21 protein-coding genes are annotated in these 18,865 nt (G+C 62.8%); 12 read left to right on the forward strand and 9 right to left on the reverse strand.

Annotation, left to right across the window (positions count from 1 at the left end; genetic code table 11):
• The first annotated feature begins 76 nt into the window (after positions 1-76).
• The 6 genes from pstS to phoB all read left to right on the forward strand — a co-directional run bounded on the left by pstS (position 77) and on the right by phoB (position 5,275).
• Positions 77-1,132 (forward strand): phosphate ABC transporter substrate-binding protein PstS, encoded by a 1,056-nt coding sequence (gene pstS / locus LB564_RS11830; protein WP_224537721.1) that lies wholly within the window; start codon positions 77-79, stop codon positions 1,130-1,132.
• Between the two features lie 66 nt (positions 1,133-1,198).
• The gene (gene pstC, locus LB564_RS11835) at positions 1,199-2,182 is read left to right on the forward strand and encodes a phosphate ABC transporter permease subunit PstC (RefSeq protein WP_224537724.1); all 984 of its coding nucleotides are present in this window, start codon (positions 1,199-1,201) and stop codon (positions 2,180-2,182) included.
• Positions 2,183-2,185: 3 nt separating this feature from the next.
• Entirely contained in the window at positions 2,186-3,037 is an 852-nt protein-coding gene (gene pstA, locus LB564_RS11840; protein WP_140708053.1) for a phosphate ABC transporter permease PstA, read from the forward strand.
• The gene (gene pstB / locus LB564_RS11845) at positions 3,034-3,837 is read left to right on the forward strand and encodes a phosphate ABC transporter ATP-binding protein PstB (protein WP_140708055.1); all 804 of its coding nucleotides are present in this window, start codon (positions 3,034-3,036) and stop codon (positions 3,835-3,837) included. The genes pstA and pstB overlap by 4 nt, the downstream gene beginning before the upstream one ends.
• Positions 3,838-3,862: 25 nt before the next feature.
• Positions 3,863-4,570 (forward strand): phosphate signaling complex protein PhoU, encoded by a 708-nt coding sequence (phoU, locus tag LB564_RS11850; RefSeq protein ID WP_140708057.1) that lies wholly within the window; start codon positions 3,863-3,865, stop codon positions 4,568-4,570.
• A 15-nt stretch (positions 4,571-4,585) separates the two neighbouring features.
• Complete coding sequence (phoB, locus tag LB564_RS11855) at positions 4,586-5,275, forward strand: phosphate regulon transcriptional regulator PhoB (protein ID WP_006328038.1); 690 nt, start codon at positions 4,586-4,588, stop codon at positions 5,273-5,275.
• Between the two features lie 527 nt (positions 5,276-5,802).
• On the opposite strand, the gene LB564_RS11860 is transcribed toward phoB, so the two are convergent.
• A complete protein-coding gene (locus LB564_RS11860; RefSeq protein WP_224537726.1) occupies positions 5,803-6,855 on the reverse strand; it encodes a helix-turn-helix domain-containing protein in 1,053 nt (350 codons plus the stop codon).
• Positions 6,856-7,032: 177 nt separating this feature from the next.
• Positions 7,033-8,277 (reverse strand): ROK family protein, encoded by a 1,245-nt coding sequence (locus tag LB564_RS11865; RefSeq protein ID WP_224537728.1) that lies wholly within the window; start codon positions 8,275-8,277, stop codon positions 7,033-7,035.
• Between the two features lie 270 nt (positions 8,278-8,547).
• On the opposite strand from LB564_RS11865, the gene xylF reads away from it, so the two are divergent.
• The 4 genes from xylF (at position 8,548) to LB564_RS11885 (ending at position 13,702) form a co-directional block, all read left to right on the forward strand.
• Positions 8,548-9,588, forward strand: coding sequence for a D-xylose ABC transporter substrate-binding protein (xylF, locus tag LB564_RS11870; protein WP_224537731.1), 1,041 nt, complete (start codon positions 8,548-8,550; stop codon positions 9,586-9,588).
• A 144-nt stretch (positions 9,589-9,732) separates the two neighbouring features.
• Positions 9,733-11,085 (forward strand): sugar ABC transporter permease, encoded by a 1,353-nt coding sequence (locus LB564_RS11875; protein WP_224537733.1) that lies wholly within the window; start codon positions 9,733-9,735, stop codon positions 11,083-11,085.
• A 10-nt stretch (positions 11,086-11,095) separates the two neighbouring features.
• Entirely contained in the window at positions 11,096-11,920 is an 825-nt protein-coding gene (locus LB564_RS11880; RefSeq protein WP_140708065.1) for an ATP-binding cassette domain-containing protein, read from the forward strand.
• Positions 11,921-12,061: 141 nt separating this feature from the next.
• Positions 12,062-13,702 carry a CHASE domain-containing protein gene (locus tag LB564_RS11885; RefSeq protein ID WP_224537736.1) on the forward strand — a complete coding sequence of 547 codons (1,641 nt, stop codon included), beginning with the start codon at positions 12,062-12,064 and terminating at the stop codon, positions 13,700-13,702.
• Between the two features lie 81 nt (positions 13,703-13,783).
• Here LB564_RS11885 and LB564_RS11890 read toward each other — a convergent pair whose 3' ends face one another.
• The 6 genes from LB564_RS11890 to LB564_RS11915 form a co-directional block, all read right to left on the reverse strand.
• Positions 13,784-14,029, reverse strand: coding sequence for a YMGG-like glycine zipper-containing protein (locus tag LB564_RS11890; RefSeq protein WP_027037064.1), 246 nt, complete (start codon positions 14,027-14,029; stop codon positions 13,784-13,786).
• An 81-nt stretch (positions 14,030-14,110) separates the two neighbouring features.
• The gene (locus LB564_RS11895; protein WP_140708069.1) at positions 14,111-14,437 is read right to left on the reverse strand and encodes a hypothetical protein; all 327 of its coding nucleotides are present in this window, start codon (positions 14,435-14,437) and stop codon (positions 14,111-14,113) included.
• 181 nt (positions 14,438-14,618) lie between these two features.
• Entirely contained in the window at positions 14,619-14,795 is a 177-nt protein-coding gene (locus LB564_RS11900) for a hypothetical protein (RefSeq protein ID WP_181173766.1), read from the reverse strand.
• A 130-nt stretch (positions 14,796-14,925) separates the two neighbouring features.
• Positions 14,926-15,960, reverse strand: coding sequence for a sensor histidine kinase (locus tag LB564_RS11905; protein WP_140708071.1), 1,035 nt, complete (start codon positions 15,958-15,960; stop codon positions 14,926-14,928).
• A 185-nt stretch (positions 15,961-16,145) separates the two neighbouring features.
• A complete protein-coding gene (locus LB564_RS11910) occupies positions 16,146-16,310 on the reverse strand; it encodes a DUF1328 domain-containing protein (protein WP_027031438.1) in 165 nt (54 codons plus the stop codon).
• Positions 16,311-16,515: 205 nt separating this feature from the next.
• Complete coding sequence (locus tag LB564_RS11915; protein ID WP_140708073.1) at positions 16,516-17,310, reverse strand: response regulator; 795 nt, start codon at positions 17,308-17,310, stop codon at positions 16,516-16,518.
• A 222-nt stretch (positions 17,311-17,532) separates the two neighbouring features.
• On the opposite strand from LB564_RS11915, the gene LB564_RS11920 reads away from it, so the two are divergent.
• Both LB564_RS11920 and LB564_RS11925 read left to right on the forward strand, forming a co-directional pair.
• Positions 17,533-17,736, forward strand: a complete 204-nt coding sequence (locus LB564_RS11920; protein ID WP_140708075.1) for a NepR family anti-sigma factor — start codon at positions 17,533-17,535, stop codon at positions 17,734-17,736.
• 3 nt (positions 17,737-17,739) lie between these two features.
• Positions 17,740-18,291, forward strand: coding sequence for an RNA polymerase sigma factor (locus tag LB564_RS11925; RefSeq protein ID WP_010911883.1), 552 nt, complete (start codon positions 17,740-17,742; stop codon positions 18,289-18,291).
• A 43-nt stretch (positions 18,292-18,334) separates the two neighbouring features.
• On the opposite strand, the gene LB564_RS11930 is transcribed toward LB564_RS11925, so the two are convergent.
• Positions 18,335-18,784 carry a response regulator gene (locus LB564_RS11930; RefSeq protein WP_411910207.1) on the reverse strand — a complete coding sequence of 150 codons (450 nt, stop codon included), beginning with the start codon at positions 18,782-18,784 and terminating at the stop codon, positions 18,335-18,337.
• Between the last annotated feature and the right edge of the window lie 81 nt (positions 18,785-18,865).

The raw sequence follows: 18,865 nt of genomic DNA on the forward strand, positions 1-18,865 counted from the left end.
ATCGAAGGCTATTGGCCTCAGCGGGCGCCGGAGGAAATGGCGCCGAGAGACCATCTTCCGAACAGGAGCAGGCCACATGAGACATTTCATCCGCTCGGCGGCCGTTGCGATTGCAATGGCTGCGGCGTCCACCCTCACCCTTTCCGCGGCAATGGCAGCTGACCTTTCCGGCGCCGGCTCGACCTTCATCTATCCGGTGTTCGCCAAATGGGCCGACACCTACAAGAAGGACACCGGCATCGGCCTCAACTATCAGTCGATCGGCTCCGGCGGCGGCATCAAGCAGGTCATCGCCAAGACCGTGACCTTCGGCGCCACCGACAAGCCAATGTCCGACGCCGATCTGGAAAAGAACGGCCTCGTGCAGTTCCCGATGGTGATGGGCGGCATCGTGCCGATCGTCAACCTTTCCGGCGTCAAGCCGGGCGAACTCGTCCTCGACGGCAAGACGATTGCCCAGATCTATCTCGGCGCCATCACCACCTGGGATGATGCCGCGATCAAGGCGCTGAACCCCGACCTCAAGCTGCCGTCGACCGCGATCGCCGTCGTGCATCGTTCGGACGGCTCGGGCACCACCTTCAACTTCACCGACTATCTGGTGAAGCTCTCGCCGGACTGGAAGGAAAAGGTTGGTTCGGACACCGCCGTCGAATGGCCCACGGGCGTCGGCGCCAAGGGTTCGGAAGGCGTTGCCAACACCGTCAAGCAGACGGACGGCGGTATCGGCTATGTCGAGTACGCCTATGCCAAGCAGAACAATCTCTCCTACTCCAAGATGCTGAACGCCGCCGGCAAGGTCGTCGAGCCGTCGCTCGAATCCTTCGGCGCCGCCGCTTCGAACGCCGACTTCAAGACTGCCAAGAACTTCAACGTCATCATCACCAACGAACCCGGCGACGCCACCTGGCCGATCGCCGCTTCGACCTGGGTCCTGATCCACAAGGCTCCGAACGATGCCGCTGCCACCGGCGAAGCGCTGAAGTTCTTTGCCTGGGCCTACAAGGACGGCAAGGAAACCGCCAAGGCGCTCGACTACGTGTCGATCCCCGACAGCGTCGTCGACTTGATCAAGGCTTCGTGGAAGGCCGACATCCAGGCCGACGGCAAGCCCGTCTACGCCGGCGAGTAATATTCTCGAAGGAGCGCCGCATCAGCGGCGCTCCTTTCTCATCAACCTGAAAGAGCCGAGCTTGATATGAGCGCTGTCCAGGAAGCCTTGCCAGCCGTTAAAGGATCGCGCGATGCAACCGTTCGACGGTTCGCGTTGACCGATTCGATCTTCCATGGAATGACCCGCGCCGCCGCGATATTGGTGCTGGTCCTGCTCGGCGGTGTTGCGATCTCGCTGTTTGCCGGTTCCTGGCAAGCGCTGTCGACCTTCGGCTTCTCCTTCCTGACCACCGAAAGCTGGAACCCGGTGACGGAGAAATTCGGTGCACTGGCGCCGATCTATGGCACCATCATCACGTCCGCGATCGCCATCCTGATAGCCGTGCCGCTCGGCATCGGCATTGCCATCTTCCTCACCGAGCTTTGCCCGCGCCCGCTGCGGCGCCCGATCGGCATGGCTGTGGAATTGCTGGCCGGCATCCCCTCGATCATCTACGGCATCTGGGGCCTGTTCGTGCTGGCACCGTTCCTGCAGACGACGGTGCAGCCTTTCATCATCGCCGTGTTCCATGGTGTCCCGGGCCTCAGCAGCCTGTTCGCCGGCCCCCCCTACGGTATCGGGCTGCTGACCTCGGCGATGATCCTGGCCATCATGATCCTGCCTTTCATCACCTCGATCACCAAGGACGTCTTCGATACGGTGCCGTCGGTGCTGAAGGAATCGGCTTACGGGATCGGCTGCACGACCTGGGAGGTCACGCGCCGCGTCGTCATTCCTTACACGCGCATCGGCATCATGGGCGGCGTCATGCTCGCGCTTGGCCGCGCACTCGGTGAAACGATGGCGGTGACCTTCGTCATCGGCAACGCGCACCGGATCAGCACCTCCCTGTTCGCGCCGGCAACGACGATCTCGGCGACCATCGCCAACGAATTCACCGAAGCCGTCGGCGATCTCTACACCTCCTCGCTGGTCGCGCTCGGCCTGATCCTGTTCGTCATCACCTTCATCATCCTTGCCATCGCCCGCTACATGCTGATGCGCATAGACGCCCGCACCGGAGCCTGACCGATGTCGACAGCCGCATCGCTTCACCAGAGCCGCAAACGCAGAAATGGCGTGATGATGACGCTGTGCGTCATCGCCGCCGGCATCGGCCTTGCCTGGCTGGCGCTCATCCTTGGCGCTCTGCTCTACAAGGGCCTCTCGGGCGTCAATCTTGCGGTCTTCACGGAAATGACGCCGCCGCCCGGCGATGCCGGCGGCCTGCTCAACGCCATCTACGGCAGCATCGTGATGACCATTATCGGCATCATCGTCGGCACGCCGATCGGTGTGCTGGCCGGCACCTACATGGCCGAATATGGCCGCTTTTCGAAGCTAACCACCGTGGTGCGCTTCATCAATGACATCCTTCTGTCTGCGCCGTCGATCATCATCGGCCTATTCGTCTACGAACTGATGGTGCGGCCGATGGGGCATTTCTCGGCGATCGCCGGCGCCGTAGCGCTTGCCATCCTGGTCATCCCGGTTGTGGTGCGCACCACGGAGGACATGCTCAACCTGGTGCCCAACGCCTTGCGCGAAGCCGGCACCGCGATCGGGGCGCCGCGCTGGGTGGTCATCCGCTCGGTTGCCTATCGCGCCGCGATGTCGGGCATCGTCACCGGCATATTGCTGGCCATCGCCCGCATCTCCGGCGAGACGGCGCCGCTCTTGTTCACCGCGCTCAACAACCAGTTCTGGTCGAGCAATCTCAACGCGCCGATGGCCAGCCTGCCTGTCACCATCTTCCAGTTCGCTCTCAGCCCCTATGAGGAATGGCAGCAACTGGCCTGGACCGGTGCACTCATCATCACATTGACGGTTCTTGCGCTCAGCATCTTTGCGCGCAGCCTGACCGGACGCAGAGAGGACAAATGAGCCAGATGTTGTCTCCAGACATGACGATCGCCACAGAGGCAGCCGCCAAATCCAAGATCGAGGTCAAGAACCTCAATTTCTATTACGGGCAGTCGAAGGCCCTGAAGGATATCACCTTGTCGCTGCCCGAGCGCAGCGTCACAGCCTTCATCGGCCCTTCGGGTTGCGGAAAGTCGACGCTGCTGCGCGTCTTCAACCGCATCTACGAGCTCTATCCCAAGCAGACCGCCGAGGGCCAGGTGCTGCTCGATGGCCAGAACGTTCTTGACCGCTCGCAGGACCTCAACCTGCTGCGCACCAAGATCGGCATGGTGTTCCAGAAGCCGACACCATTCCCGATGTCGATCTATGAGAACATCGCTTTCGGCGTCAGGCTCTATGAGAAGATCAGCAAGGCCGAGATGGATGGCCGTGTCGAGCAGGCGCTGAAGCGTGCGGCATTGTGGACCGAGGTCAAGGACAAGCTCAACGCCAGCGGCCTCAGCCTTTCCGGTGGCCAGCAGCAGCGGCTTTGCATCGCCCGCACCGTGGCAGTGAAGCCGGAAGTCATTCTGCTCGACGAGCCGGCCTCGGCGCTCGATCCGCTGTCGACCGCCAAGATCGAGGAGCTGATCGACGAATTGCAAGCCGACTACACGATCGTCATCGTCACCCACAACATGCAGCAGGCGGCGCGCGTGTCGAAGCAGACGGCGTTCATGTATCTGGGCGAGCTGATCGAGTTCGACAAAACCGAGAAGATCTTCACGTCGCCCCGCGAGAAGCGCACCCAGGACTACATCACCGGCCGCTTCGGCTGATCGCACGCATACGAGGACCAGGATCATGGCCGAACACACGGTTGCAGCCTTCGACGAAGATCTCGGACAGATCAGCAGGCTGATCAGCGACATGGGCGACCTCGCCGGCTCGATGGTCGGCGGCGCCACCAAGGCGCTGCTGAACTCCGACAACGCTCTTGCCCAGCGCGTCGTCTCCGACGATGCCATCATGGATGCGCGCCAGCGCGAACTCGATGACCGCGCCATAACGCTGATCGCCAAGCGGCAGCCGATGGCCGACGATCTGCGTCATGTCGTCGGTTCGATCCGCATGGCCGGCGACCTTGAACGCATCGGCGACCTTGCCAAGAACATCGCCAAGCGCGTCGGCACTGTCGGTCTCAGCGCCACGCCGCGCGACCTTTCGCATTCCATCGACGCCATGGCGCAACTGGTGCTGATCCAGGTGCATGGCGTGGTCGAGGAATATGCGGCCGGCGATGCGTCGGCACTGGCCAAACTCAGGAATGACGACGAGCGCATCGACGTCAAATACACCTCGGTATTCCGCGAACTGCTGACGTACATGATGGAAGATCCGCGCAACATCACCGCCTGCACGCATCTGTTGTTCTGCGCCAAGAATCTCGAGCGCATCGGCGACCACGTGACCAACATCGCTGAAAATGCATACTATGTGCTGACCGGCACGCAGCTGCCCGCCAATCGCCCTAAGCAGGACGAGACCGCGATGTCGGCGCCGGCGGTATAACAGGGTGACAGGCCGATGATCGCGCCGCGCATCATGGTGGTCGAGGACGAGGAGCCGCTTGGCGTGCTCCTCCGCTACAATCTGGAATCGGAAGGTTACCAGGTCGAAGTGGTGACGCGCGGCGATGAAGCCGAAATCCGGCTGCAGGAAAACGTCCCCGATCTCCTGGTGCTCGACTGGATGGTGCCGGCAGTGTCCGGGATCGAACTCTGTCGGCGCCTGCGAATGCGGCCCGAGACCGAGCGGTTGCCGATCATCATGCTGACGGCGCGCGGCGAGGAAAGCGATCGCGTGCGCGGCCTGTCGACGGGTGCCGACGATTATCTGGTCAAGCCGTTCTCGACGCCGGAATTCATGGCCCGCATCAAGGCGCTGCTGCGCCGCGCCAAGCCGGAAGTGCTGTCCAGCGTGCTCAAGGTCGGCGACATCGTGCTCGACCGTGAATCGCACCGGGTTTATCGCAAGAAGAGCGAAATCCGGCTCGGACCGACCGAGTTCCGGCTGCTGGAATTCATGATGCGCCATCCCGGCCGGGTGTTCTCGCGCAGCCAGCTGCTCGACAATGTCTGGGGCGAGACGATCTATATCGACGAGCGCACGGTGGACGTGCATGTCGGCCGGCTGCGCAAGGCGGTCAACAATGGCCGCATGCCCGACGTCATCCGCACCATCCGCGGCGCGGGCTACGCGATCCGCGAGGATTAAAGCCGCGCTCAGCCAGCGCGCGTGCGAAAGATGATAACGGCAAACATCAATACGCCCGCGAATACCAGCAGAGATGATGCGTGCGCGTCCCAGGGACAATCCGCGGCGCTACCTGATGTCGCGCCTGCTCGCGTCCGAGCCCTTCCAGCCGCCGAGCATGTCGAATGCTTCCAGACCGTCCGGCTCCGACCCATGACGTGATCGTGAGCCGGCTGATCCGATAAGCTGACTGACCCTGCCCAGTGCCTGCTCCAGATAGGATGGTTGCCGGTGAGTGGGGTTCTCCGCTTGACCGACCTGCCGCATCTCGATCGCTTCGCCTGACATGTTCGTGCCCCCTTTTTCGCTCCGCTGCGCATTCGTGCCTCCGTGGAGGGTCGGAACGCTTCAGATCAGCCCCAAAGATACCTGTCCGCGAAGTCGGTCGTGCTGTCACGGTCCCGCGCGAGACTGACGAGCATTTTGGGACGTTCGGTCACGAAGATGAGACGCACGATCAATGTGTCGACGGATCCGGCTCGACGGACTCAGGCGCGGAGGGAGGCAAGCCAGCCCTCGACGATCGCTCCGCCGTTGCCGTTGCCTTGTTTCAGCAAGGTCTCATAGGCCGCCATCCGCGTTGAATCATGGTTGAGAGCACGGACGGAACTCGGACTGATCTGGTATCGCTTCTGGAAAGCGCGGCTGAAGTGCGACTCGCTGCGAAACCCGTGATTACGGGCGATGGCGGCTATCTTGTGATCCGATGTCGATCGCAGAATGCTCTGCAAGCACACCCTTAGCCGTTCCGCGAGCATCCAGCGTTGCACGCCACCATGCGGCTCGAACAGGCGGAACAGATTCGATCGGGAAACGCCCAGCACCGCCGCCAACTCACTGGGGCCGAAGTCGGGATCGGACAGTTTCTGTCGTGCGGTCGACGACGCACGCTGGAAAAGGAAACGCTTGTCGCGCCGGTGCCGCGTTGTGGGGGCGCCAAAGGCGGCGGCGGCAAAGCGCAGAATGCCATCGACCGTTACCTGGCTCTGGTGGATGGAGAGGCCGTCAATATGCTTCACGAGAGCCATGATCTGGGTTCCGAGCATCGCACCGGCGTCCTCGCTCGCCGTCAGCACAAGGCCGTGAACATTGTTCTGCAGCCCGGCCGGCACACTGGCCTTGTCCAAGGTCAGCGCGACCCCTTCATAGCCCGAGGTCCGACTCTCGTAGGGCGACGAATAGTCGACGACGACGATGTCGCCGGGGACATGCTCCTGGATCAACCCGTCGTAGCTGCTCGTGACCTGTCCTTCCAAAACCATGTACAGCACCATGTGCTGGGTGGGCCGGTCGTCGATGACCTGTTGTGTCCGCGACATCGCCATCGCCGAACCGCCATTGGCGTGCAGAAAGGCGCCTGGAAGTTGCCAGCTGCAGCCATGGAAATCGAAAAGCGCGGGGTCGGCGCTCTCGGGTATGGAACAGTCGACCAGCAGAGAAAGCGCATTCTTCCACGCGGCGAAACATTCCTCCCCTGGCGGAAAAGGCCATTCAACTCGCCGTGCCGTTGCCATGTCGAGCGTGCTGTCGGGTTTGCGCATCTGAACCGGTGTCGAACTTTCCACTGCCCCTAGCGTCGGCGTCACACCGATCGCACGGCATGGGTGTCACTATCATCGAAGCCGTCAATGGCTTGGGACGCTCGGTCAAGCAGTTGAGACGCGCAGTCATGGCGTCCGGCCATGCTTTTCCGGGAGTCCAAGGCGTTCGCGCGGGTTTCAGGCGACGCTCTTCCCAGCGCTGCTTTTCGCCTGCACGCCCGGCGCGAAAATCTCCTGGTCGACGAAGGTCAAGGCGCGCATGGCGCAGCCTTCGCGGATGAGCGGCAGTTCGTTCGGCTCGGTATCGAAGGAAATCGATCCCGAATGCTGGCCGCCGGCGGTCTGGGCGATGGCCTCGCGCAAGGCCGGCTCGATCAGGTCGAAGGCGGCGGCGCTGACGCCAACCATGGCGACGGGTGCGGGATCGATCAGCGCGAACAGGCTGCCCAGACCATATCCCAACGCTTCACCGGCCTTGCGGTAGGCTTCGCGCTCCGGTCCGTCGCTTTCCCGTGCGGCCGCGGCGAGTGTCCGCATCTGCGCGTCACTGACATCGGCGACCGGTTCGGTGTCCTCGCCAAGCTGCCTGGCGTTGCGCAGGATGGCATAGTTGCCGGCATAGGCCTCGACGCAGCCGCGCCGGCCGCAGCGGCAGAGCGCGCCGCCCGGGCGATGGATCATGTGGCCGAACTCGCCTCCGGACGAATGGGTGCCGGTGAACAGTTCGCCCTTCAGCACCAGGCCCATGCCGATGCCGTGCGAGAGCAGGATGGCGATGAAGTCGTCGCGATAGCGTTGGGGGTCGCGCCAGCGCAGCGCCACCGCCATCATGTTGCAGTCGTTCTCCATGGTGGCTGGGATGCCGAACTCGGCTTCGAGTATGTCGGCGAAGGCAATGTCCGTCCGCGGCGTGATCGGCGACCACAGCATGGCACGCGCCTCGGTGTCGGTGATGCCCTGGATCGCCAGCGCGATGCGGGCAACACTGCTGACATCGAGATCGGGGTCCTCGAGGCGGCGCCGCACGATTGCCGTGCATTCGCCGATCAGAGCTTCACGCGACAAGGTCAGCGTGTCCAGCCGGCGCTGTTCCTCTGATATCACCTGGCCGGCATAATCGATGACGGCGACGGAGAGGAAATTCAGCGACAGCACCACGGTCATCACAGCCGCGGCCTCGGGGTTGAGGCCGAGGCCAACCTGCGGCCGGCCGCGTTTGAGTGAGCCGGCCTCGTTCGGCTTGCCTTCGGTCAGGATACCCTCGCCGATCAGGTCGGCTGATATCGCCGATATGGTCGAGTGGCTGAGGCCGGTGGTGGCGGCGATCTCGGTGCGCGAGGGCTGACCGCCCCGGCGCACGGCTCCTATCACCATTGCGCGGTTGCGCCGGCGCAGATCGTCGTGGCGGATTCCGACCGACATGCTTCCCACATCCTCCCCCGTTGCCGCGGCTCTTGACGCCCCCTCGAACATCGCCGGCAACGGGGTAGAATACTGGCAGATGCATCTGGAGCTGTCATTATTTATTCCGAGACTCGAAAAAAGGGTCTCGGCACCTCAAAATCCATCAGAATCGATGTTGACAGTGTTCCGGCGATGGACCAGTGTTTTTTCGAGGCTCGAAAAAATAGAGCCTTTGTGCCGGCCCTCGGGTCGGTTTGGTCGCGCCATACGCGGCGCAGGGAGGATATCATGAAGAGATTCACAGCCGCCATCCTGGCGGGTGTCGCCATGTCGCTGACGCTGGCTTCGGTCGCGCAGGCGAAGGACAAGGTCATCGGCGTTTCGTGGTCCAATTTCCAGGAAGAGCGCTGGAAGACCGACGAGGCCGCCATGAAGAAGGCGATCGAGGCCGCGGGCGACAAGTACATTTCCGCCGATGCGCAGTCCAACCCCGGCAAGCAGCTGACCGACGTCGAGAGCCTGATTTCGCAGGGCGCCAATTCGCTGATCATCCTGGCGCAGGATGCCTCGGCGATCGGCCCGGCGGTGCAGAAGGCGCTCGACGAGGGCATTCCGGTCGTCGGTTATGACCGCCTGATCGAGAACAAGGACGTCTTCTACCTGACCTTCGACAACAAGGAAGTCGGCCGCATGCAGGCCCGCGAAGTGTTCAAGGTGAAGCCTGAAGGCAACTACGTCTTCATCAAGGGCTCGGGTGCCGACCCGAATGCCGATTTCCTGTTCTCGGGCTCGATGGAAGTGCTGAAGGAAGCCATCGATTCCGGCAAGATCAAGAATGTCGGCGAAGCCTATACGGACGGCTGGCTGCCCGCCAACGCCCAGAAGAACATGGAACAGTTCCTCACCGCCAACGACAACAAGGTCGACGCGGTGGTCGCGGCCAATGACGGCACCGCCGGCGGCGTCGTCGCCGCGCTGACGGCGCAGGGGCTCGCCGGCACCGTGCCGGTCTCCGGTCAGGACGGCGACCACGCCGCGCTCAACCGCATCGCGCTCGGCACCCAGACCGTGTCGGTGTGGAAGGACGCGCGTGAACTCGGCAAGAACGCCGCCGAGATCGCCTCGCAGCTCGCCGACGGCAAGAAGATGACCGACATCGCGGGCGTGAAGGACTTCACGACGCCTGGCGGCAACACCGTCAAGTCGCTGTTCCTGACCCCGGTCGCCATCACCAAGGACAATCTCAACCTCGTCATCGACGCCGGCTGGATCAAGAAGGACGAAGTCTGCGCGGGTGTCGCAGCCGGCAGCGTCCCGGCCTGCAACTGAGTTTGACCGCTTGAAGAAATGAAGGCGCCGCGGCCCCCAAAGCCGCGGCGTTTTCTCAAAAAGATTTGTGTTTCCGCATCACGCGGATAGCTTCTAGGCTGGGTTCGGCATCCGCGTCAGACGGCCAGCCGGTGGGAGAAAATCATGACCGACACGACGTCCAACCCGCAGGCCGACACCGCGCGCGCCTCGGAACTCGGCGCTGTCGCCCGGTTCCTGAAGGCGACCGAGATCGACACCCGCATGCTCGGCATGATCGGCGCCCTGCTGCTGATCTGGGTCGCGCTGCATGTGATTTCGAGCCTGCGTCTGGGCGTTAATCCGCTCGATTTCGACAGCCGCACCTTTCTCACGCCGCGCAATCTGTGGAACCTGTCGGTGCAGACGTCCGCGGTCGCCATCATGGCCTGCGGCATGGTGCTGGTCATCGTCATGCGCAACATCGACCTGTCCGTCGGTTCCGCCGAAGGGCTGATCGGCATGGTCATGGGCTTTGCGCAGGTGCATTTCCTGGTTCGGTTCGTCGGGCTCGAGCTCGGCAATCCATGGATATGGGTCCTGGCCCTGGTCATCGGCCTGGCGCTCGGCCTTCTGATCGGCGCCTTCCAGGGTTTCGTCATCGCCTATCTCGAAGTGCCGGCCTTCATCGTCACGCTGGGTGGCCTGCTGGTCTGGCGCGGGGCCGCCTGGTGGGTCACGTCGGGCCAGACGGTGGCGCCGCTGGACGCCACCTTCCAGCTGATGGGCGGCGGACCGGCCGGATCGATCGGCGCAACCTGGAGCTGGGTCGTGGGCATCGTCGCCTGCCTGGCCGTCGTGTTCGCATTGTTCAGCGGGCGGGTGCAGCGCAAGCGCTTCCGCTTCCCGCTGCGGCCGATCTGGGCCGAGACGCTGATGGGCGCCGTCACCTGCGCCGTCATCATGGGCGCGGTCTGGCTGGCCAACTCCTATCCGTGGCCGATCGGCATCGTGAACCGCTACGCGGCCGCCAACAACATCACCGTGCCCGAGGGCGGGCTGTTCATCGCCCACGGCATTGCGATCCCGGTGCTGATGGCGGTCGCCGTCGGCCTGGTCATGACCTTCATCACCAACCGCACCCGTTTTGGCCGTTATGTCTTTGCCATCGGCGGCAATCCGGAAGCGGCCAATCTCGCGGGCATCAACACACGCTGGATCACCATGAAGGTGTTCATGATCATGGGCGTGCTGGCCACGATCGCGGCCGCCATTTCGTCGGCCCGGCAGAACTCCTCCACCAATGTGCTTGGAACATTGGATGAGCTGCTCGTCATTGCCGCCGCCGTCATCGGCGGCACCTCGCTCGCCGGCGGCTCGGGGACGATCATCGGCGCCATGCTCGGCGCATTGCTGATGCAGTCGCTGCAGTCGGGCATGGTGCTGCTCGGCGTCGACTCGCCGCTGCAAAGCATCGTCGTCGGCGCCGTGCTGGTCATCGCGGTGTGGCTCGACACCGTCTATCGCAAGCGGGTTTAGGGGTACGATCATGGCTGACAAAACCGCTCCCGCAACCGCCCCCACAACCGCCCCCACGGGCACGCCGCTGATCGACATGCGCAACATCTCGATCGCCTTCGGCGGCATCCGCGCCGTCGACGACGCCTCGATCGATCTTTTTCCCGGCGAGGTCGTGGCGCTGCTCGGCCATAACGGCGCCGGCAAGTCGACGCTGATCAAGATCCTGTCCGGCGCCTACAAGCGCGACGCCGGCCAGATCTTCGTCAATGGCGAGGAGGCGGCGATCTCCAACCCGCGCGACGCCAAGAAATACGGCATCGAGACGATCTACCAGACGTTGGCGCTGGCCGACAATGTCGATGCGGCCGCCAATCTGTTCCTCGGCCGCGAGCTGATGACCGCCTGGGGCACGCTCGACGACGTTGCCATGGAGGCCGAGGCGCGCAAGGTGATGGGCCGGCTCAATCCGCGCTTCCAGCGCTTCAAGGAGCCTGTGATCAAGCTGTCGGGCGGTCAGCGGCAGTCGGTGGCGATCGCACGCGCCATCCTGTTCAACGCCCGCATCCTGATCATGGACGAGCCGACGGCGGCGCTCGGGCCCCAGGAAACGGCGCAGGTCGGCGAACTTGTCAGGCAGCTCAAATCCGACGGCATCGGCATCTTCCTGATCAGCCACGACATCCATGACGTGTTCGAACTGGCCGACCGCGTCTGCGTGATGAAGAACGGGCAGGTCGTGGGCACGGCCCGCACCACTGACGTCACCCAGGACGAGGTGCTGGGCATGATCATCCTGGGCAAATGTCCTCCAGGTGCCATACCCGGGCCGGGTGCTCTGAAGATCGCCGCCTGAGCCGCGAGCGCTGGCCGGCGGGGCCGCCCGGGCGCCCGTTCACGTGATATGCCAGTGATCACGATGGCTTGGCCTGACCATTGTGTTGGCCCGTCGACTTGCCCATAAAGGTCCTGTTTTGCTCATGGACCGCATCATCCGTTGAAGAAGCTTTTTCCAATCGTCGCGTTCATCGCCGTCGCATTGATCAGCATGACCATGGCGGGATTCGCTTATTTCGCGACGCAGGAGGCCGCTCGCATCAAGTTCGAGGGGGCAGCCGATGACGCCCTCAACCGGATCGAGAGCCGTATCGACCTGCATCTGTCGCTGCTGCGCTCGACGCAGGCCCTGTTCGACGCGCGCAACGGCGATATTTCCCAGAACGAGTTCAAGGCCTTTTTCAAGGCGCTGGATGTCGACAGCAATTTCGCCGGCCTGCGCGGCATCGGGTTCCTGCGACTGGTCAAGACCGGCGACGAGGCGGCGGTCGAACGCGATATCCTCCACGATTTCGGCGCCAGCCACCCGGTCTATCCCGATACCACCCAGCCCTCGCGCGCGCCGATCGCGCTTTTCGAGCCGCTCGATCCGTCAAACCAGGCCAGCATCGGCTACGACATGTTCAGTGAGCCGGTGCGGCGCGCGGCGATCGAAAAGGCGATGGCCGACGACCAGCAGCACGCAAGCGGGCTGGTGCAACTCGGCCAGGGCACGGGGGCCGCGCAAACCTTCACCGGGTTCCTGGTCTTCGTGCGGCTCAATGTCGAAACGGCGCCGGAGGTCATCAACGCATCACGGTCCTCGACCGCCGGCTTTCTCTACGCGGCCTTCCGGGCTCGGGACCTGTTCCAGATCGCGCTCAGCCGTGCGCCGCTGCTGCCGGTCAACACCGAGATCTACGACGGTGCGGTGAGCGGCGACAATCTGCTGTTCCGCTCGGAGACGCCACCGGTGTCATCCCTGGGAGACCCGCTGCTGGTCACCCGCAAGATCACCGTGGCGGGACGGCCCTGGACCGTATTGTTCAGGCCGACCAGTGCCTTCTCGCAACCGTCTTCGCGCGCCATCCCGGTGATGCTGGGGCTGTTCGGCCTGCTGCTTGCCGGCGCCATCGCGCTGGTGGCGCGCTATCAGGAGCGTGCCTATGACGCGGTATCGGCTTTGCACGAGACGACGGAAAAGAGCCTGCTCGAAAAGGATCTGATGCTGCAGGAGATGAAGCACCGCATCAAGAATTCGATCACCAGGGTGCTGGCGATCGCCCGGCAGACGGCTTCGCGGGCGACCGACGTCAACGAGTTCTCCGCTTCCTTCTCGGCCAGGTTGCAGGCGATGGCCGCGTCGCAGGACATGCTGACGCGCTCGCGCTGGCAGAAAGCCGACCTTGCCGACCTGTTGCGCATCGAGCTTGGCCAGGTGTTCGGCAAGGAGCTGCCGGAAGGGCTCCTGTCTGGTCCGGAAGTGCTGCTCGACGAAACCACGACGCAGGCGCTTGGCCTGACCTTTCACGAACTGGCCACCAATGCGCTGAAATATGGCGAGGCCGGTAATTCCGCCAATTCATCCAAGGGGGACTGGGCGCTCAAGGTGGACTGGTCGCTGGAAGGGCGAGGGCGCGAGCGAACCCTGGCGCTTAACTGGCGGGAAGCCGGGAAAAACAAAGTCGAGGCACCGCCCGTGACCGGATTCGGCACCAAGCTGATCGACCTCAACGTCACGCGCGAATTGCGCGGCACGATCAAGCGCGATTACGAGGCCGACGGCCTGAAGGTGGAGATCAGAATTCCGTTGATCGGCTGATGCCTGCTTATCGGCAGATGGAAAGCCAGGAAATCCGGAGGCCGGAAAGCGGCCCCCGGATCTGTATTCCGCTATCGCGAATCAGTTGCAGCGGGCCGTGTAGATCCGGCCGCGATGATCGCGATACTGGCAGTAGCCGTTGCGCAGGTTGCGGACCAGCAGGCCCGACCCGGCACCGACGGCAGCGCCGATCAGCGCGCCCTTGCCGCCGCCGACCAATCCACCCACGCCCGCGCCGATCAAGCCGCCGCCGACGACGTCCTTCTCGGTCGAGGTACAGCCGCTGACAGCAACCACCGCAACCATGGCAATAAGTATTTTCCGCATAAGTCACTCCTCACTTGTGTCCACACTTTGGTAAGCTCCAACCGCCATTTAGCACGAAACCACGGCCTTTGCTGCTGCAATTTATTGTTGGCTAAGGTAGTCTTTTTCTGGGCGGATCGTGTTCGACGCCATGACGAGGTTGGATATGGCCAACGAAGCGTCAAGACTACCATCTGGCCGCACCTTCCAGACAATCTGATCGTAGTCGTCCTCCAAGGCGGGATCGACCGCGAGGCATTTGGCAATGACATGCTCCGCCTGCCCCTGAACGTCGCCCATTGCGAAGGGGCGTTCGGCGGTGCACGCGTCAGCAGTCTCAAAAACACTGACAGGGACCTGCAATTCCCGACATTCGGCCATCGTGTTCGAGCAGCCGATGACCAGTAACAACGCGGCTATGTGTTCCATGACGAATGTTCCTCTGGCCGCAATAACGGACAACATCGCCAAAAAGTTCCTGCCATTCCAACGGGGCTACACGCACAGCAGCCTGGTGAAACAGATCCGGACACGCCAAGGCCTGCCGACCGGGCATGCCAACGGCGCATCCCAACGATACTCTCAAAGGCGAAGAGGGTCGGGAGCTAGATCAAATCAATTGCCAGAGGATGACCAGAACCATGATCGCGGCGATTGCTGGGATGATGCCCCTCATCAACCCTTGGCCTGCCTCGGGCGGTGGTTCCACGGAGGCTTCGGCGTCGAGAAATTCTCCCATGGAAACACGGGCGGCCTGTTCCAGTCTGTTGATGTCGGCAACCGTCAAGACATTCCTCCCGTAGCCCGCTGCAAGTCCTGCCGCACAATGTCCGAAGGCAGGGCCAGTTCCGGCGGTCTCTGGGAAAAACAGCATCCGCCCTTATGGTGAACAGCCGGTTAAGAGTCGTTGCTGGCGCTCAGGGCGTTTCGAAATTGCTGTGCGGAACGACAAGGCGGTATTCGAGGTGGCCATCGCCGATATCGAGGTTCGCGGTCCCGTTCAGGGATGCTGGCACCACGCGCTCCAGCGCGACGCTGCCGAATCGCTTTTGGCCGCCACCATCGCCGTTGGCTCCTATCGCTTCAGCCCATGTCAGCGACAGGGCCACCTCCCCGGTGGTGGTGGCATTGAGGTCGGCGGTGACTTCGACGAAGCCCCCCGGCCGGGACAGGGCGCCGTAGCTGACGGAGTTGACGGCGAGCTCATGGATTGCCAGACCGATATGCAGCACGGCGTTGGGATTGAGGTAGGGATTGGCGCCACGGAAGCGGAGGCTGTGCGACGGATTCGCCCCGTAACGGCCGACCTGGCTCGCCACCAGTTCTTGAAGGGCTGCTCCTCGCCAGTTGGAGGACGTCACCAGATCCTGGGAAGAGGCCAACGACTGCAACCGGCCGCGAAACCGCGTCTGGAAGTCGCCAATGTCATCGGAATAGCGACCCGTCTGGGCCGCGATGCTCTGGATGATCGCCAGCAGGTTTTTCGAGCGGTGGCTGACTTCCCGCAGCAGCGTCGTCAATGTCTGTTCGCGCCGCTTCTGCTCGGTCGTCTCGACCATCGTGGTGACGACACCTTGTACATCGCCATCGTCGCCGCGGTCGGCGTCGACCCAGATCTGAAACCAGCGTACGCCATTCTCGACCGGGACGCTGATTTCAAGGCGTTGCGGATCACCGGTCGTGATCACGTCGCGCTTGGCGGCGCCGATGCGGTCGGCCTGCGCCATGGGCAGGATGCCGTTGACGTCGGCATCGTCGGAAGCCCAGGGCGCGCGCATGTTGCGGGCCCATACGGTCTTCATCTCGCGATCCTGATAAAGGACGGAAATACCGGCATTGTGCAGTGCGTGGAGAAGGGCCCGGCCAAGCTGCATGCCGCTTTCGGCAGGGTGCATGGCGATGACTTCATCGTCCCGTGCGGCTTCCGTTCTATCTGAAGTCCTGGAGCGCATCGGTCAATCCGTCCACCAATTCAGGCTGAACGGCTCACTGTCGAATGGGTTCCCAATGAAGTCCCCCCGAATACCACTCCCTAAAGCGGTCCGCCGGACGGTATCCATTGAAGGACACCGCCCGGCGGTGGCTGGAAACCGTTTGAGGGGTGCGGCTTCCAGTGTTCGCTCGATGGATCACTCGCTCACGCTCGTTTGAACAGGCCGGCCAGAAGCGAAATGACCAGAAAAGCGAGAAAGATGAAGAACAAAATCTGCGCTATCCCTGCGGACGTGCCGGCGATGCCGCCAAAACCGAGGGCGCCGGCTATGATCGCCACGACAAGAAATACGAGCGCCCAGTAAAGCATGGTTCTTCTCCTTCCGAACTGTGCGATGAAAACGTCGGTCGATGCGGTTTGTTCCACCATTTGCCCAAAAAGACGAGGCTTGCAAACCGTTGGTGGCGGAGCGGCCTCATAATTAGGGGATGACGGTTCCCGACGCCAGAAAGGCGTCGATGCATCGCATCGGACAGCCTTTGATGGAGTGAGTTTGGGCTGGAAAGCGACGAAACTATGCAGCGGCTTTCGCCTGGCGGTCAAAGAACAGCGCCTGGCTGATCAGCGCCTTGACCATGTCAGGATTGAACGGTTTGGTGACCAGGAAGGCCGGCTCGGGACGCTCGCCCGTCAGGAGGCGCTCGGGAAAGGCCGTGATAAAGATCACTGGTACCGAGGTCGACGACAGGATCTCGTTGACCGCCTCGATGCCCGAACTGCCGTCGGCAAGCTGGATGTCGGCCAGCACCATCTTCGGCCGCGTCTTGCCGAACATGGTCACCGCTTCGGCGTGGGTGCGCGCTGTTCCAACCACGCGGTGGCCGAGGCTCTCGACCATCTCCTCTATGTCCATGGCAATCAGCGGCTCATCCTCGATGATCAGCACGTCGGTCGCCACCTGGCGGGAAATCTCGCTGCTCGCCTGGGCCAGTAGTTCGGAGAACTGCTGGTCGCCGACGTCCAGGATCTCGGCCGCCTCGTCCTCGCTGAAGCCTTCGACGGCAACCAGCAGGAAGGCCTGGCGGGGGAGCGGCGCGATCGCATTGAGGTTGGCCGCGGCGCGCTGTTCCCAAGCCGATTGTGTCTGTTCCTGCGGAACGCGGATGGCAACCGAGGTGAAGAGCTTGGCGAAAACCTTGTACAGAGCGATCCGGTCGCTCGAGGCCTCGGGGAAGATGTCGACGTCGGCGATGATGGCTTCGAGCATCGCGGCGACCAGCGCGTCGCCGCTCTCTTGCGATCCCGAGACGGCACGCGAGAAGCGGCGCAGGAACGGAAGGTGCGGTGCGATGGTGGCGGATAAACTCATGATGAGACGTCTCCCTCAGATGACGTGATTGCACGGATTGCAAGGTCAAGCTTGTCGCATGCCCCGCCAATACAACGCAGGTTTTCCGAAAAAGTTCCGCCCGTTATGGAACGAATAGACGGGAACTGCGTTGAAGGTCGGGATGGGCAACCAGACGAGGGTGCCGCTTGCCTTGTGTTGAGTTGGATAGAGCGGCTTGGTGTCTGGAACTATAAGGGCAAAATGAAGGAAATGACGAAAGATATTTTGGCTGGCGCCACGGGCAGGCGCCGGAACGGCGTCGGCGACCCGCTGGGGCCGAACTCCGAAATCGGGCGCAAACTCAAACAATATTACGACGAGCTGGTCTCCGACAATGTGCCGGATCGCTTCGCCCAGTTGCTCAGTCAGCTGGAACAGGCCGAACCCGCGCAGAAGAAGGACTGAGAGATGGCTGCGGTCTCCCAAGGCTTCAAGACCGATCTGCTTGGGGCAATCCCGAGCTTGCGGGCCTTTGCCGTGTCGCTGACGCAGAACGCCGACAAGGCCGACGACCTCGTCCAGGAAACGCTGGTCAAGGCCTGGGACAAGCATGAGAGCTTTCAGCCCGGCACCAATCTCAAGGCATGGCTTTTCACCATCCTGCGTAACGAGTTCTATTCGCAGATGCGCAAGCGCGGCCGTGAGGTGCAGGACAGCGACGGCATCATGACGGCCCGGCTCGCGGTGCATCCGGCCCAGCACGGCCAGCTCGACCTCAAGGATTTTCGCGGCGCCCTCGAACAATTGCCCGAGGATCAGCGCGAAGCCATCATCCTGATCGGCGCGTCGGGCTTCTCCTATGAAGAGGCCGCCGAAATCTGCGGCTGCGCCGTCGGAACCATCAAGAGCCGCGTCAGCAGGGCCCGCACACGCCTGCAGGAAATCCTGAAAATCTCGGGCGAGGACGAGTATGGTCCGGATGCGATCTCGGCTCAGGTCACGGGGACGGCGGCGCATTGAAAATTCGGGCCGCGTAAGGGCGATCCGGACGTGGGCCGCGGTCTCAGCCGGGGGCGCCGCGACCGTAGGCCAACGCCACGGCCTCGACGAGGTCTTCGCCTGAATAGGGCTTGGTCACCAGCCTCACCCCGGGGAAGGATGCCTTGATCTCGTCCGCATCCGAATAGCCCGACGCAAACACGAACGGAACGCCGGTCTCACGCAGCCCAGCCGCGAATTCCAGCGTCGAGGCGCCGCCCAGCATCAGGTCGACAATGGCCGCGTCGAATTGCGTCGCGACGTCTCGGCCATCGATCTCGGTCAGGTCGCGGGCAACCACCACCTCGCCGGCCCCGTGGTCGCGGCAGAGTTGCTCGACATCCATGGCTATGAGGAATTCATCCTCCAGGACAAGAATGCGCAATCCATCAAGTAATCGAGGCACAGGCAATTGCTCCTTGAAACGCGGGGAGTCATGATCGCAATTGGGTGCGTTGTCATTTAAAAAAGACATGCGCCCGGCGATGAAGCGCCGATCCCGGGCAAGTGCTTGGGACGGATCCGCCAACCGGCGGACTTTCGCAGAGGGGTCGAA

Source organism: Mesorhizobium sp. ES1-6 (assembly GCF_020164775.1).
Lineage (GTDB): Bacteria > Pseudomonadota > Alphaproteobacteria > Rhizobiales > Rhizobiaceae > Mesorhizobium.